Here is a 13,766-nt window from a genome sequence, read left to right as displayed (position 1 = left end):
CAAATATTGTTTATCTTAGTGGTATTATTCTGTTACAAAAATATAATACCAAACTCAAGGATAGAAAATGTCAAAAATTATTTGGACGAAAATTGATGAAGCTCCAGCTTTAGCAACTTATTCACTATTACCAATTGTAAACGCTTTTACTAAAGCAGCAGGCGTTGAAGTAGAAACTAAAAATATTTCACTTGCAGGTAGAGTTTTATCTAAGTTTCCTCAGAACTTAACAGATGCTCAAAAAATTGAAGATGAACTATCTAAGTTAGGTGAAATAGTGCTTCAGCCTGATGGAAACATTATCAAACTTCCAAATATTTCTGCATCTATTCCTCAGCTTATAGCATGTATTACAGAACTTCAGGGACAAGGTTATGATATTCCTTCTTATCCTGAATCTCCTAAAACAGATGAAGAAAAAAGTATTCAAGCTACTTACTCTACTTGTCTAGGTTCAGCGGTGAACCCTGTTCTTCGTGAAGGAAACTCAGACAGAAGAGCTGCCGTAGCAGTTAAAAACTTTGCTAAGAAAAATCCTCATAAATTAAAAGCTTTTTCACAAAACTCTAAAGCTTCTGTTTCTCATATGCAAAGTGGAGATTTTTATGGTAATGAGCAATCAATCATAAAATCAGGTGCAGGAACTGTTAGAATAGAGCTAAACGGAAACTTACTTAAAGAATTAACTGATATTCAAGATAAAGAAATCTTAGATGGTACATTTATGAGTGTTTCCGCTTTAAGAGAGTTTTTACAAGAAACAATCACAGATGCAAAAAAGCAAGGTATTCTTTGGTCATTACACTTAAAAGCAACAATGATGAAAGTTTCTGATCCTATCATGTTTGGTCATGCTGTTGAAGTATTCTTTAAAGATGTATTTGCTGAATTTGGTGAAGATTTAAATAGCGTTGGTTACAACTCTAACTTAGGTCTTGGCGATTTGTATAAAAAACTAGATAGTCTAGATGCTGATAAAAAAGCTAAAATTGAAAAAGCAATAATGAATGTATATTCTACTCAGCCAGCTATTGCAATGGTTGACTCTTCAAAAGGTATCACAAACCTACATGCTTCTAATGATATAATCATAGATGCATCTCTTCCTGTTGTTGTAAGAGATGGTGGTCAAATGTGGAATAATAATGATGCTCTTCAAGAGTGTGTTGCAGTTGTCCCAGATAGATGCTACGCAACTATGTATAAAATATGTATTGAAGATTGTGTTACAAATGGTCAGTATGATGTTACAACAATGGGTTCAGTTTCAAATGTTGGACTTATGGCACAAAAAGCTGAAGAGTACGGTTCTCACCCTACAACTTTTGAAATCTCAGAAGCTGGAACTGTTAAAGTTTTAGATACAGATGGTTCAGAGCTTATGAGTTTTGATGTTGAAAAAGGTGATATCTGGAGAATGTCTAGATCCAAAGATATTCCTATTAGAGATTGGGTAAGACTTGCTGTTGAGAGAGCTAGAATCGAAGGTGTTCCTGCTGTATTTTGGTTAGATAAAAATAGAGCACATGATGCAAATATGATTAAAAAAGTAAATGAGTATTTAAAAAATCATGATACTTCTGGATTAGACCTTCCAATAATGGCACCAGATAAAGCTATGACTTATTCTTTACTAAGAGTAAGAAAAGGTGAAAATACTATTTCTGTTTCAGGAAATGTTCTTCGTGATTACTTAACAGACCTTTTTCCAATATTAGAGCTTGGAACATCTGCAAAAATGCTTTCCGTAGTGCCTCTTATCAATGGTGGTGGACTTTTTGAAACAGGTGCAGGTGGTTCAGCTCCTAAACATGTTGATCAGTTTTTAAAAGAAGGACATCTTAGATGGGATTCTTTAGGTGAGTTTTTAGCTTTAGCTGAATCTTTACGCTTTATAGCAAAAAAAAATGATTCTAAAAAACTTAGTGTTGTTACTGCTGCTCTTGATAAAGCAAACAATAGTTACTTAGATAATAATAAGGCACCATCAAGAAAATGTGGTGAAAATGATAACAAAGCTTCTCACTTTTTCGTAGCTCAATACTGGGCAGATGCTCTTGCAAAACAAACAGATGATTCTGCTCTTGGGGCAAAATTTGCTCCAGTTGCTGCTGCACTAAAAGATAATGAAATTAAAATTCTTGAAGAATTACAATCAGTAGAAGGTAAAGCACAAGATATTGGCGGTTATTTTAATCCAGATATCGTAAAAGCTGAAGCAGCGATGCGTCCATCAGCTACTTTAAACGCTATAATTAAAGCGATATAGATAGACAGTTCAAAAGACTAAAAGGAAGGGCCATGAAAGGAAAAAGAGTAGGAATAGTAGGTGTTGGTAATGTTGGTTCATCAGTAGCTTATTCTTTAGCTATGAGTGGTTCTTGTCATGAAGTGATTATTCGAGCTATAGAAGTGGATAAGGCAAGAGGTAAGGCTCTAGACCTATCTCAAGCCGCTCAAGCCGCTAGAAAGCATACTGTGATTACTGTTGCTGAAACATTAGAAGATGTAAAAGATTGTGATGTTGTGGTTATAACAGCAGGAAGTCCAAGACTTCCAGGAATGAGTAGAGATGATTTACTTATCAAGAATGCAACTATAATGAGAGAAGTAATGAGTGTTATAAAAGTTTCTTCTCCAAACGCAGTTATTATCCCTGTATCTAATCCTTTAGATGCTATGGTTTATGTTGCACTTAAAGAAACAGGTTGGGATAGAAGTCGGGTTCTTGGAATGGCAGGTATTTTAGATAGTGCTAGAATGGCTCATTTTGTTTATGAAAAGCTAGGCTATGGAGCAGGGCAGATAAGATGTTCTGTGATGGGCGGTCATGGTGATGATATGGTTCCTCTTCCTAGATTTTCCACTGTAGCAGGTGTTCCTCTTACTGATCTTTTAACTTGGGATGAGATAAATGAGATAGTTGAAAAAACTAGAAAAGGTGGAGCGGAAATAGTTGGACTACTTAAAGATGGTAGTGCTTACTATGCTCCAGCTAAATCAACGGCTCTTATGGTCGAAGCAGTTCTTACTGATATGAAACAAATATATCCATGTGCGGTTATGCTAGATGGAGAATATGGCTACGATAAAGTTGTGACAGGTGTTCCTGTTATGATTGGTGCATGTGGTGTTGAAAAGGTCATTGAAGCCAATCTAAATGATGATCAAGACAGAAAATTTGCTAAATCTATAGGAAGTGTTAGAGAGCTTATAGATATTCTTTATTCAAGTGGTTTTTACGACTAAAAGTAATTAAGTTGTCATTTTTTGGCAACTTGATATAACTAAAAATTATACTTCACCCTTTCGTTTCGTTTCGTTACAAAAAAATCCTATTTCATTTACTTTCACCTCTTAAATATAAGTTTAATTTATATTTTGATATCCTACTGTGTTTTTAAAATTTAAGCGAATTATGGAGTGCTAAATGGATAATGTTTCAACAGATGTGCTTATTGTTGGTGGAGGACCCTCTGGTCTTGCAACAGCAATCGCTTTGGCGGACAAGCTGAAGCAACGAGGTGAAGACAAAAGAATAATGCTAATTGAAAAGGGAAGTTCAATTGGTTCTCATATACTCTCTGGGGCTGTAATTAGACCACAAGTATTTAGAGATTTATTAACAACAGGAGAATTTGATGGAATTCCATTTGATTCAAAAGTTGGTTCTGATAATGTGATAAAAATAAATGAAGATGGAAGTGATACAACACTACCTTTTCATCCACCATATATGTCAAATGATGGAAACTATATTGCTTCACTTGGAAAAATTTGTAAATACTTAGCAACACTAGCAGAAGATAGAGGTGTAGAAATCTATACAGGTTTTGCAGTAGATTCTGTAGTGTTTAATGATGAAAATAAAGTTATTGGTGTAAAAACTAAAGATACTGGTGTTGATCATCATGGTGTTAAACAAAAGAACTTTCAAGAAGGTACTACTATAGAAGCGGCTATTACAGTATTTGCTGAAGGAACTAGAGGTTCTGCAGTAAAAACAGTAATCCAAAGATTAAGTCTAGATGCTGGAAAAAACCCTCAAATATACTCTTTAGGTGTAAAAGAAATCTGGAAAGTTCCTGAGGGAAATATAGAAGCTGGTGCAGTTAAGCATACTTTTGGATATCCGTTAAAAGATAAAGAAGAGTTTGGTGGCGGTTTTATTTATGGTTTGAGTGAAAATAGAGTTGCTATTGGACTTGTTGTAGGACTTGATTATCAAGACCCAACTTTTGATATTCATGCAGCTATGCAAGTATGGAAAACTCATCCAACAGTTTCAAAAATCCTTGAAGGTGGCTCAGTTATAGAAGCTGGTGCAAAAACACTGCCTGAGGGTGGATGGAACTCAGTACCAAAATTTTATGCTGATAATATGATGATTGTTGGAGATAGTGCAGGATTTTTATCAACTTCAAGACTTAAGGGCGTTCACTTAGCGGTAAGATCTGGTATATGTGCAGCAACTACAGCGATAGAAGCGTTAGTAAGTAAAGACACAAGTGCCCAATCATTATCGATGTATGAAAAACTTGTAAATAGTAGTTTTATATATAAAGAGCTATATCCAACAAGAAACATGAGAGCAGTAATGCAAGACGGTATGGTTCTTGGTGGACTTAAAATGGGTCTTCAGCTTGTTACTGGTGGAGCTTGTCTTATGGTACCAAAAACAGAAGATGACTTTAAAACAACTAAAAAGCTTTCTGAATTCTCTAAACAACCATTTAAAGAAAGATTTGGTAGTAAACTAGAGTATGATAAAAAACTTACATTTGATAAAGTTACAACTGTTTACTATTCCAAAGCTATGCATGATGAAGTTCAAGTTCCTCATTTAGTAGTGAATGATCCTGAAAAATTTAAATCATCAAATATAGAAGAATATGGTTTAGCATGTGCATCTATGTGTCCTGCTGAAGTATATGAACTTCATACTGATAAAAAAAGTGGTGATAAATCACTTAGATTGCACGCTGAAAACTGTGTTCACTGTAAAACTTGTGATATTAAATCACCAAACAGTGGAATTACTTGGACTACACCTTATGGTGGCGACGGTCCAGACTATAATATGATGTAGAGTGGAGAAGATATAATATGGCTTTAACAATAATCAGTTTAATGAAACAAGTTCCATTACCATCTGAGATGAGAATGGGCGACGACGGTTTAATGGATAGAACGAAAGCGAAATCTATTATTAATATAGATTGTGGATATGCTTTAGAAGCTGGAATCCAAATGAAAAATGATAACCCAGATGCAAAATTAATTGTATGTTCAATGGGACCACCATCTTTTGTGGTTTCTTTGAAAAAAGCGATTTCAATGGGATATGATGAAGCGTATCTTTTAAGCGATAGAAAACTTGGTGGCTCAGATACTTATGCTACTGGTTTAGCAATTGCTACGATGTTAAAACATTTAGGTTTTGGTAAAGGTCTAAATGAAGATTTTATTATCGTTGCAGGAAGACAAACAAGTGATGGAGATACAGCACATGTTCCATCTCAAGTTGCAGAAAATCTTGGAATTCCTCAAGCTACATTTATTGAAGTTGCTTCTTTAACAGATGGATATATCGTAGCAAAAAGAATTATTGAAGGTGGTTATCAGATGATGAAACTACCTCTTCCTTGTACGCTTTCTTTTACTCCAACAGGGATTGACCCTAGACGCCCATCTTTAAGTGGTGCCGTAAAAGCTAGAAAGTCTGAAGTAAAAGTATTTAATATTACTGATATTAACTTAAGTGATAAAATGATTGGATTAAGTGGTTCACCTACTATTGTTGCAAAAGTTGCAAATATAGTTAGTGAGCGTGCTCCGATTAAGATGTGTGAAGGTCATGGAGAAGTTGAGTTAGTAGCAAGTTTGATTGAAAATATCAAATCTGGTAAAAATACAATAGAAGTAAAAGAGAAAAAAGTAAAAAAAGAAAAGAAAAAACCAGAAGGTTTTGAAGATGTTGACTTTAGAAAAGGTGCTTCTGGCATCTTGACTTGGGCAGAGGTTGTTAATGGAAAAATTTCTAGACCTTCTTTAGAGTTATTAACTCCAGCAAGAGATTTAGCTAAAGATCTTGATGAAGGTACAAAAGTAGTAACTTTAATTATAGGTAATGGCATTGATGATTTAGCTAAAGAGTTAATAGCATCTGGTTCAGATGAAGTAATAGTTGTAAATGATGAAAGATTAGAAGAATATAGAATCTTACCTTTTGCATCTATTTTTGCACAAGTTATTAAAGATAAAAACCCAGAAATTGCACTTTTTGCTGCAACAACAGCAGGTCGTGAACTTGCTCCTAGAATTGGTGTTAAGGTTGATGGTGGAGTTACAGCTGATTGTACTGCACTTGAGATCGGCGAACACTACGATAGAAAGAAAAAAATTAGATATTATCCAATATTAGAGTCAAGAAGACCTACTTATGGTGAGTCTAAGCTTGCAACAATTTTAGGTTTTGTTTGTCCTCAAATTTCTACTGCTAGAGCGGGAACTTTTGAAGTACCAACTTTAGATGAAAGCAGAGAAGGTATAGTTACATCTTTTACTCCAAAACTTATAGAAGATGATTTTGTAACAGAAATTATCCAAACTGTAAGAGGTGAGGGTGGTTTACAAAACTTATTTGAAGCAGATATTATTATTACTGGCGGTAGAGGTACTGTTAGTGATGAGATGCAATTAGTTAAAGATTTAGCTGCGGCATTAAATAAGCAAGGTGTTAATGCAGAATGGGCAGTAAGTCGTCCAGTTGTTGATGAGGGTTTAGCTGAGTATGCTAGACAAGTTGGACAAACTGGAAAAACTGTTAGACCAAAAATCTACATTGCAGTTGGTGTCAGTGGAGCAGTTCAACATATCGCTGGTATGAAAGAATCAGAAACCATTATTGCCATAAATCATAATGCAAAAGAAACAATTTTTGCTAATTCAGATTTCGGTATAGTTGGTGATTATGAAGATGTTTTACCAGAGCTTATAGCTAAGGTTAATGACGGATTTACATTCGGTCTTGAAGTTAAATAAAAGAATAAAAATTAACTGAGTAAAAACTACACATTTTTACATGTCTTGAAAAATAGATATATAAAATGTGTAGAATTATAAAAAGAGTGCTAAAATAATTTGAATACATTTTAGAGGTTAATTTTTTAAATTTATATTATGATAATTTTATCAAAAGGAGAATAATTGTGAATACGCGTATTGAAAAAGATACTATGGGTGAAATTCAAGTTCCAATAGACGCTTATTGGGCAGCGCAAACTCAAAGAAGTATAGAAAACTTTGCTATTGGCGAAGAAACTATGCCTTATGAGATTACAAGAGCATTTTCATTTCTAAAAAAATCTGTTGCTTTGGTTAATAAAGACTTAGGTAAATTAGATGGTAAAAAAGCTGATGCTATTGCAGCGGCAGCAGATGATATGTTAGCGGGTAAACTTGATGCTAATTATCCACTAGTTGTGTGGCAAACAGGTTCTGGTACACAATCAAATATGAACAACAATGAAGTTCTTGCTAATCGTGCAACAGAAATACTAGGCGGAGATTTTAGAACTGAGAAACTTGTTCATCCAAATGATGATGTAAATAAATCTCAGTCATCAAATGATACATATCCAACAGCTTTGCATGTAGCAGCAGTTATATCAGTAGAAACTCGTGTTTTACCTGCAATCGCTAAATTAAAAGCAACGCTAGAAGAAAAATCAGCAAAATTTGAATCTGTTGTAAAAATTGGTCGTACTCATCTTCAAGATGCAACTCCAATCACACTAGGTCAAGAAATTTCTGGCTGGGTTGAAATGTTAAATAAATGTGAAAAAATGGCAAAAGATTCTCTTGAAGCAGTTCGCGAACTAGCTTTAGGTGGAACAGCTGTTGGAACAGGTCTTAATGCACATCCAGAACTTGGAAAAAGAGTTGCAGATAAACTTACAGAACTTACGGGACATGATTTTATCACTGCTCCAAATAAGTTTCATGCTTTGACTTCTCATGATGCTCTAGTTTATTCTCATGGTGCGCTAAAAGCTTTAGCTGCTGACATGATGAAAATTGCTAATGATGTTAGATGGTTAGCATCTGGTCCTCGTTGTGGTATTGGTGAATTAGAAATTCCAGCAAATGAGCCAGGAAGTTCAATTATGCCAGGAAAGGTAAATCCTACTCAAGCTGAAGCTGTAACTATGGTTACTTGCCAAGTATTTGGTAATGATGTAGCTATTTCTATGGGTGCTTCTCAAGGTAACTTTGAGCTAAATGTTTATAAGCCTGTAATCGCATTAAATTATTTACAAAGTTGTCGTTTATTAGCGGACAGCATTACTAGTTTTAATGATCATTGTGCAGTTGGTTTAGAACCTGTTGCAGATAAAATAGATTTTTATCTTCACAATTCATTAATGCTTGTTACTGCTTTAAATCCACATATCGGTTATGATAATGCGGCAAAAATTGCAAAAACAGCTCATGCAAATAATTCAACTTTAAAAGAAACAGCGATAGACTTAGGTTTATTAACAGCTGAAGAGTTTGACAAGTATGTTATACCAGAGAATATGATTGCACCAAGTGCTTAACACATTTAAAAACAAGGAGAATAGATGAATATACATGAATATCAAGCGAAGCAAGTTTTTGCTAAGTATGGCATACCTGTACCTAAAGGTATAATGGTAGAAAGCGTTGATGCTGCAGTTGAAGCTGCAAAAGAATTAGGTGGTCCTGTTTGGGTTGTTAAAGCTCAGATTCATGCAGGTGGTCGTGGTCTTGGCGGTGGTGTTAAACTTGCTAAATCAATAGACGAAGTAAAAGAACTTGCTGAAGAAATTTTAGGAATGACTTTGGTTACTCATCAAACGACTGCTGAAGGTAAACTTGTTCAAAAACTTTATATCGAAGATGGTGCAGATATAAAAGAAGAGCTATATCTTTCTGTTGTTCTTGATAGAAAATTAGAAATGCCTTTAATTATGGCTTCTACTGAAGGTGGAATGAATATTGAAGATGTTGCAGCTAATACTCCTGAAAAGATTATAACAGTACCTATTGATCCAGCAATTGGTTTTCAGGGCTTTCATGGTCGTCAATTAGCATTTGGTTTAGGTATCACGGATAAAGGTGAGCAAAAAAATATTATCACTTTTGCAAAAAAATTATTTAAACTATATATGGAAAATGATGCAGAGATGATTGAAATCAATCCTCTTGTTAAGACTGGTTCAGGTGAATTCATAGCACTAGATGGAAAAATGGGCTTTGATAACTCTGCTCTTGGGCGTCAACCTGAAATTGAAGCTATGAGAGATTTAACTGAAGAAGATGCAGACGAGTTAGAAGCTGCTAAATATGGTCTTTCTTATGTAGCACTAGATGGTGAAATCGGTTGTATGGTAAATGGTGCTGGTCTTGCGATGGGTACTATGGATACAATTAACTATATGGGTGGAACTCCAGCTAACTTTTTAGATGTTGGTGGAAAAGCTAATGCTGAAACAGTTGCAAAAGGGTTTGAAATAATTCTTAAAAACAAAAATGTGAAAGCTATTTTTGTTAACATTTTTGGTGGTATTGTTCGTTGTGATCGTATCGCAAATGGTATTATTGAAGCTACTAAAATAACAGATGTTAGAGTTCCTGTTGTTGTTAGACTAGATGGAACAAATGCACCAGAAGCTGCAGAGATTCTTAAAAATGCTAACATTGCAAACTTAATTGTTGGTAATGATTTAGGTGATGGCGCAGCTAAAGCTATTGCAGCTGCAAAAGGAAACTAATGTCAATTTTAGTAAATAAAGATACAAAAGTAATCGTTCAAGGTTTTACAGGTAAAGAGGGTACTTTTCATGCTGAGCAATGTTTAGCGTATGGTACTAAAATTGTTGGTGGTGTTACGCCAAACAAAGGTGGTCAAGTACATTTAGGTAAACCAGTTTTCAATACAGTTTCTGAAGCTGTTTCTACAACTGGCGCTACTGTTTCTATGATTTTTGTTCCACCTGCATTTGTTGGAGATGCTGTAATGGAAGCTGCAGAAGCTGGAATAGAACTTGCAGTAATTATTACTGAAGGTGCACCAGTTAAAGATATGCAAGCTGCTAAAGCTCATGCAACTAAGCATGGTATGATGACTATTGGACCAAATTGTCCAGGTATTATCACTGCTGAAGAGTGTAAAATTGGAATTATGCCTGGTATGGTTTTCAAAAAAGGTAGTGTTGGTCTGATTTCTAAATCAGGTACATTAACTTATGAAGGTGCAAATCAAGTTTGTAATGAAGGTTATGGTATTACAACTGCTGTTGGTATTGGGGGAGATCCAATTATTGGTCTTTCATACAACCAACTTTTACCGATGTTTGAAGCAGATCCAGATACTAAAGCAATCGTTATGATTGGTGAAATTGGTGGAGATCTTGAGATTCAAGCTGCTAAGTTAATCAAAGAACAAATTACTAAACCAGTCGTTGCATTTATCGCAGGTCAAACTGCACCAAAAGGTAAAACTATGGGTCATGCTGGAGCAATAGTTTCTGGTTCTGCTGGTACTGCAAAAGAAAAGATGGATGCACTTGAAGCTGCTGGCGTAACAGTTGTAGTTTCTCCTGCTGATATTGGAAAAGCAATCGCAGAGGTTATGTCTAAGCTAGACTAATATTATAAATTCTAATATTTATATAAGAAAAATAGTCTATTTTAGGAAAAACTTATAAACAATTAGCTACTCTTTGGTTTTAAAAGAGTAGTGGATACAAATTAATTTGTATCAAACAATATAGGAGAATAAATGGGAACTTTTAAGACTGTAAATCCTGGTAATCAACCAGTATGGGTAAACACTAGCAACTGTAAAGCATGTGACATTTGTGTTTCTGTATGTCCATCAGGCGTACTTTCAATGCGATATGAAGTATCTTCAACACTAGGTGCAATGATTTCTATTGAGCACCCAGAAGCTTGTATTGGCTGTTCTGAGTGTGAATTATCATGTCCAGATTTCGCTATATATGTAGCAGATAGAAAAGAATTAAAAGAAGCTGGTTTAAGCTTTGCAAAACTTACTGACGAAGCTAAAGCTCGTCAAGAAGCTATAAAAGCAAATAACTACTATTCAATAGAGCAGGGAGCAAGATAATGCCAAGAGAAGTTATAGGAAATGGAAACGAATTAGCTGCTGAAGCTGCTATTGATGCTGGATGTATGTTTTATGGTGGTTATCCATTAACACCATCAAGTGAAATCATGCATGTGTGTTCTGACCTTTTACCAAAAAAGGGTGGTGTTTCAATCCAAATGGAAGATGAAATAGCTGGAATTTGTGCTGTTATTGGTGCTGGCATGAGTGGAGTAAGAGCACTTACTGCAACATCTGGTCCTGGTATCTCACTTAAGGCTGAAAATTTAGGTCTTGCTCAAATGGCAGAAGTACCTTTAGTGTGTATTAATGTTATGCGTGGTGGTCCATCTACTGGTCTTCCAACTCGTGTATCTCAAGGTGATGTTGCTCAGGCAAAAAATCCTTCACATGGTGATTACAAATCAATTACTTTATGTGCTGGTAGTCTAGAAGAGTGCTATACTGAAACCGTAAGAGCATTTAATCTTGCAGATAGATTTATGCAACCTGTATTTGTACTTTTAGATGAAACTATTGGTCATATGCATGGAAAAGCGATTATTCCTACTGAAGAAGAAGTTGAAGCTGGAATAGTACCAAGAAAAAAATTCGATGGGAAGCCTGAAGATTATTTTCCATACGAATGTGAGCATGATGAGCCTGCTGTTCTTAACCCAATGTTTGAAGGTTATAGATATCACTTTACAGGTCTTCATCATGATAAAAATGGTTTCCCAACTGAGGAAATTGAAACATGTAGAAAACTGATTCAAAGACTAGAAGATAAAGTAGAACTTCATAAAGATGAAATTGAGTCTTATGAAGAATTTGAAATGGCTGATGCGGAAATCATGATTATTGCTTATGGTTCAGTTTCTCTAGCTGCAAAAGAAGCAATTCGTCACTTAAGAAAAGATGGTATTAAAGCTGGTTTATTTAGACCGATTACATTATGGCCTTCTCCAGCTGACAAAATGAGAGAGCATGCAAGTAAAATTAAAAAAGTTTTAGTTGTAGAGCTTAATATTGGTCAATATAGAGATGAAGTACAGCGTGCTACATCAAGATTAGACATAGATGGTTTATTTAAAGTTAATGGTAGACCAATATCTCCTTATGAGATTGTAAATAAAGTAAAGGAGTTATAAGATGGCATTTAATTATGAAAAATATTTAAGACTTCAAAAAATGCCAACACTATGGTGTTGGGGTTGTGGAGATGGTGTTATTCTTAAGTCGTTTGTAAGAGCTATTGAGAAACTAGGTTGGGATCAAGATGATATTTGTCTAGTTTCAGGAATTGGTTGTTCTGGAAGATTTTCTTCTTATGTTGATTTTAATACAGTTCATACAACTCATGGTAGAACAATAGCTTATGCAACTGGTATTAAATTAGCCAATCCAACTAAAAAAGTTATTTGTGTTGCTGGTGACGGTGATGCACTTGCTATTGGTGGTAACCATACTATTCATGGTTGTAGAAGAAATATTGATATTACTTTTATTATTATCAATAACTTCATCTATGGTTTAACAAATTCTCAAACTTCGCCTACTACACCTAAGGGTATGTGGACTGTAACTCAAAAAGCTGGTAATATTGATCCAACTTTTGATACATGTAAGCTTGCTATCGCTTCTGGAGCTTCTTTTGTTGCTAGAGAAACTATGATAGAGCCTAAGAAACTTGAAAAAATGTTTGTTAAAGCTATGGAGCATAAAGGTTTTTCAGTTGCGGAAGTACTTTCAAACTGTCATATTAACCTAGGTAGAAAAAATAAAATGGTTTCTGCTATGGAAAATCTTGACTGGATAAAGAGTATTTCTCTTGCTAAAAAGAAATTTGATGCTTTAACTACAGAAGAACAGATTAACTTGCTACCACTTGGTATCTTACATGAAGATAAAGATGCTGATGAGTATTGTGATATGTATGCAGAAATTCAAAAAGTACATCAGGGTGAAAGAAAAAAAATCACTCAAGATGACTTTGTGAAAAAGATATAAGGAGATACAATGTCTAGAACTTTAATGAGATTTACAGGTGTTGGTGGACAAGGTGTTCTTCTTGCTGGAGAAATTTTTGCTGCTGCGAAGATTAAAACTGGTGGTCATGGATTGAAAACTGCAACATACACATCACAAGTTCGTGGTGGACCAACTGTTGTTGATATTCAACTTGATGATGAAGAAATTTATTATCCGTATGCAAACGAAGGTGACATTGGTTTCATGCTTTCAGTTGCTCAAGTTAGTTATAACTCTTTTAAAAATGGCGTTAAGCCAGGTGGAACAATCGTGGTTGATCCTAACCTTGTTAAACCAACTGATGAAGATAGAAAAACATGGAAGATTCATGAAATTCCAATTATTACAATCGCAAAAGAAGAGGTTGGTAATGTAATTACTCAATCTGTTGTTGCTCTAGCAATTGCAAATACAATGATGGATGCTCTAGATAAAAAAGTTTTAATTGATACGATGCTTTCTAAAGTACCAGCTAAAGTTCATGAAGTAAACAAAAAAGCTTATGAGCTTGGTGAAAGTTACGCTAAAAAAGCTATGGCTTAATTAGTTTAAACTTTAAAGGCAATCATTTATTTGATTGCTTTTTTTTTAATTTAAA

The 13,766-nt window shown here is 34.8% G+C and carries 11 protein-coding genes; all 11 read left to right on the top strand.

The annotated features are described in order from the left end of the window. Window positions 1-67: 67 nt before the first annotated feature. The 11 genes from MOV50_RS13100 (at window position 68) to MOV50_RS13050 (ending at window position 13,711) form a co-directional block, all read left to right on the top strand. Window positions 68-2,269: an NADP-dependent isocitrate dehydrogenase gene (locus tag MOV50_RS13100; protein ID WP_321778343.1), complete on the top strand. Its 2,202-nt coding sequence runs from the start codon at window positions 68-70 to the stop codon at window positions 2,267-2,269. 32 nt (window positions 2,270-2,301) lie between these two features. Continuing rightward, on the top strand, window positions 2,302-3,249 hold the full coding sequence (locus tag MOV50_RS13095) for a malate dehydrogenase (protein WP_321778342.1): 948 nt from the start codon (window positions 2,302-2,304) through the stop codon (window positions 3,247-3,249). A gap of 181 nt (window positions 3,250-3,430) precedes the next feature. Beyond that, complete coding sequence (locus tag MOV50_RS13090; RefSeq protein ID WP_321778341.1) at window positions 3,431-5,089, top strand: electron-transfer flavoprotein:ubiquinone oxidoreductase; 1,659 nt, start codon at window positions 3,431-3,433, stop codon at window positions 5,087-5,089. Between the two features lie 17 nt (window positions 5,090-5,106). Further along, a complete protein-coding gene (locus MOV50_RS13085) occupies window positions 5,107-7,044 on the top strand; it encodes an FAD-binding protein (RefSeq protein WP_321778340.1) in 1,938 nt (645 codons plus the stop codon). Window positions 7,045-7,211: 167 nt separating this feature from the next. After that, a complete protein-coding gene (gene fumC / locus MOV50_RS13080; RefSeq protein ID WP_321778339.1) occupies window positions 7,212-8,603 on the top strand; it encodes a class II fumarate hydratase in 1,392 nt (463 codons plus the stop codon). A 24-nt stretch (window positions 8,604-8,627) separates the two neighbouring features. Beyond that, the gene (gene sucC, locus MOV50_RS13075) at window positions 8,628-9,800 is read left to right on the top strand and encodes an ADP-forming succinate--CoA ligase subunit beta (RefSeq protein ID WP_321778338.1); all 1,173 of its coding nucleotides are present in this window, start codon (window positions 8,628-8,630) and stop codon (window positions 9,798-9,800) included. After that, window positions 9,800-10,678, top strand: coding sequence for a succinate--CoA ligase subunit alpha (gene sucD / locus MOV50_RS13070; RefSeq protein ID WP_321778337.1), 879 nt, complete (start codon window positions 9,800-9,802; stop codon window positions 10,676-10,678). Before sucC ends, sucD begins: the two co-directional genes overlap by 1 nt. Window positions 10,679-10,810: 132 nt before the next feature. Further along, entirely contained in the window at window positions 10,811-11,158 is a 348-nt protein-coding gene (locus MOV50_RS13065) for a 4Fe-4S dicluster domain-containing protein (RefSeq protein ID WP_321778336.1), read from the top strand. After that, window positions 11,158-12,288, top strand: a complete 1,131-nt coding sequence (locus tag MOV50_RS13060; protein WP_321778335.1) for a 2-oxoglutarate synthase subunit alpha — start codon at window positions 11,158-11,160, stop codon at window positions 12,286-12,288. The genes MOV50_RS13065 and MOV50_RS13060 overlap by 1 nt, the downstream gene beginning before the upstream one ends. A gap of 1 nt (window position 12,289) precedes the next feature. Then, the gene (locus tag MOV50_RS13055) at window positions 12,290-13,147 is read left to right on the top strand and encodes a 2-oxoglutarate ferredoxin oxidoreductase subunit beta (RefSeq protein WP_321778334.1); all 858 of its coding nucleotides are present in this window, start codon (window positions 12,290-12,292) and stop codon (window positions 13,145-13,147) included. 9 nt (window positions 13,148-13,156) lie between these two features. Then, window positions 13,157-13,711, top strand: coding sequence for a 2-oxoacid:acceptor oxidoreductase family protein (locus tag MOV50_RS13050; protein ID WP_321778333.1), 555 nt, complete (start codon window positions 13,157-13,159; stop codon window positions 13,709-13,711). Window positions 13,712-13,766: the final 55 nt, after the last annotated feature.

Source organism: Sulfurimonas sp., assembly GCF_029027585.1.
Classification (GTDB): Bacteria; Campylobacterota; Campylobacteria; order Campylobacterales; family Sulfurimonadaceae; genus Sulfurimonas.
This window is presented reverse-complemented; position numbering and strand designations above follow the sequence as displayed.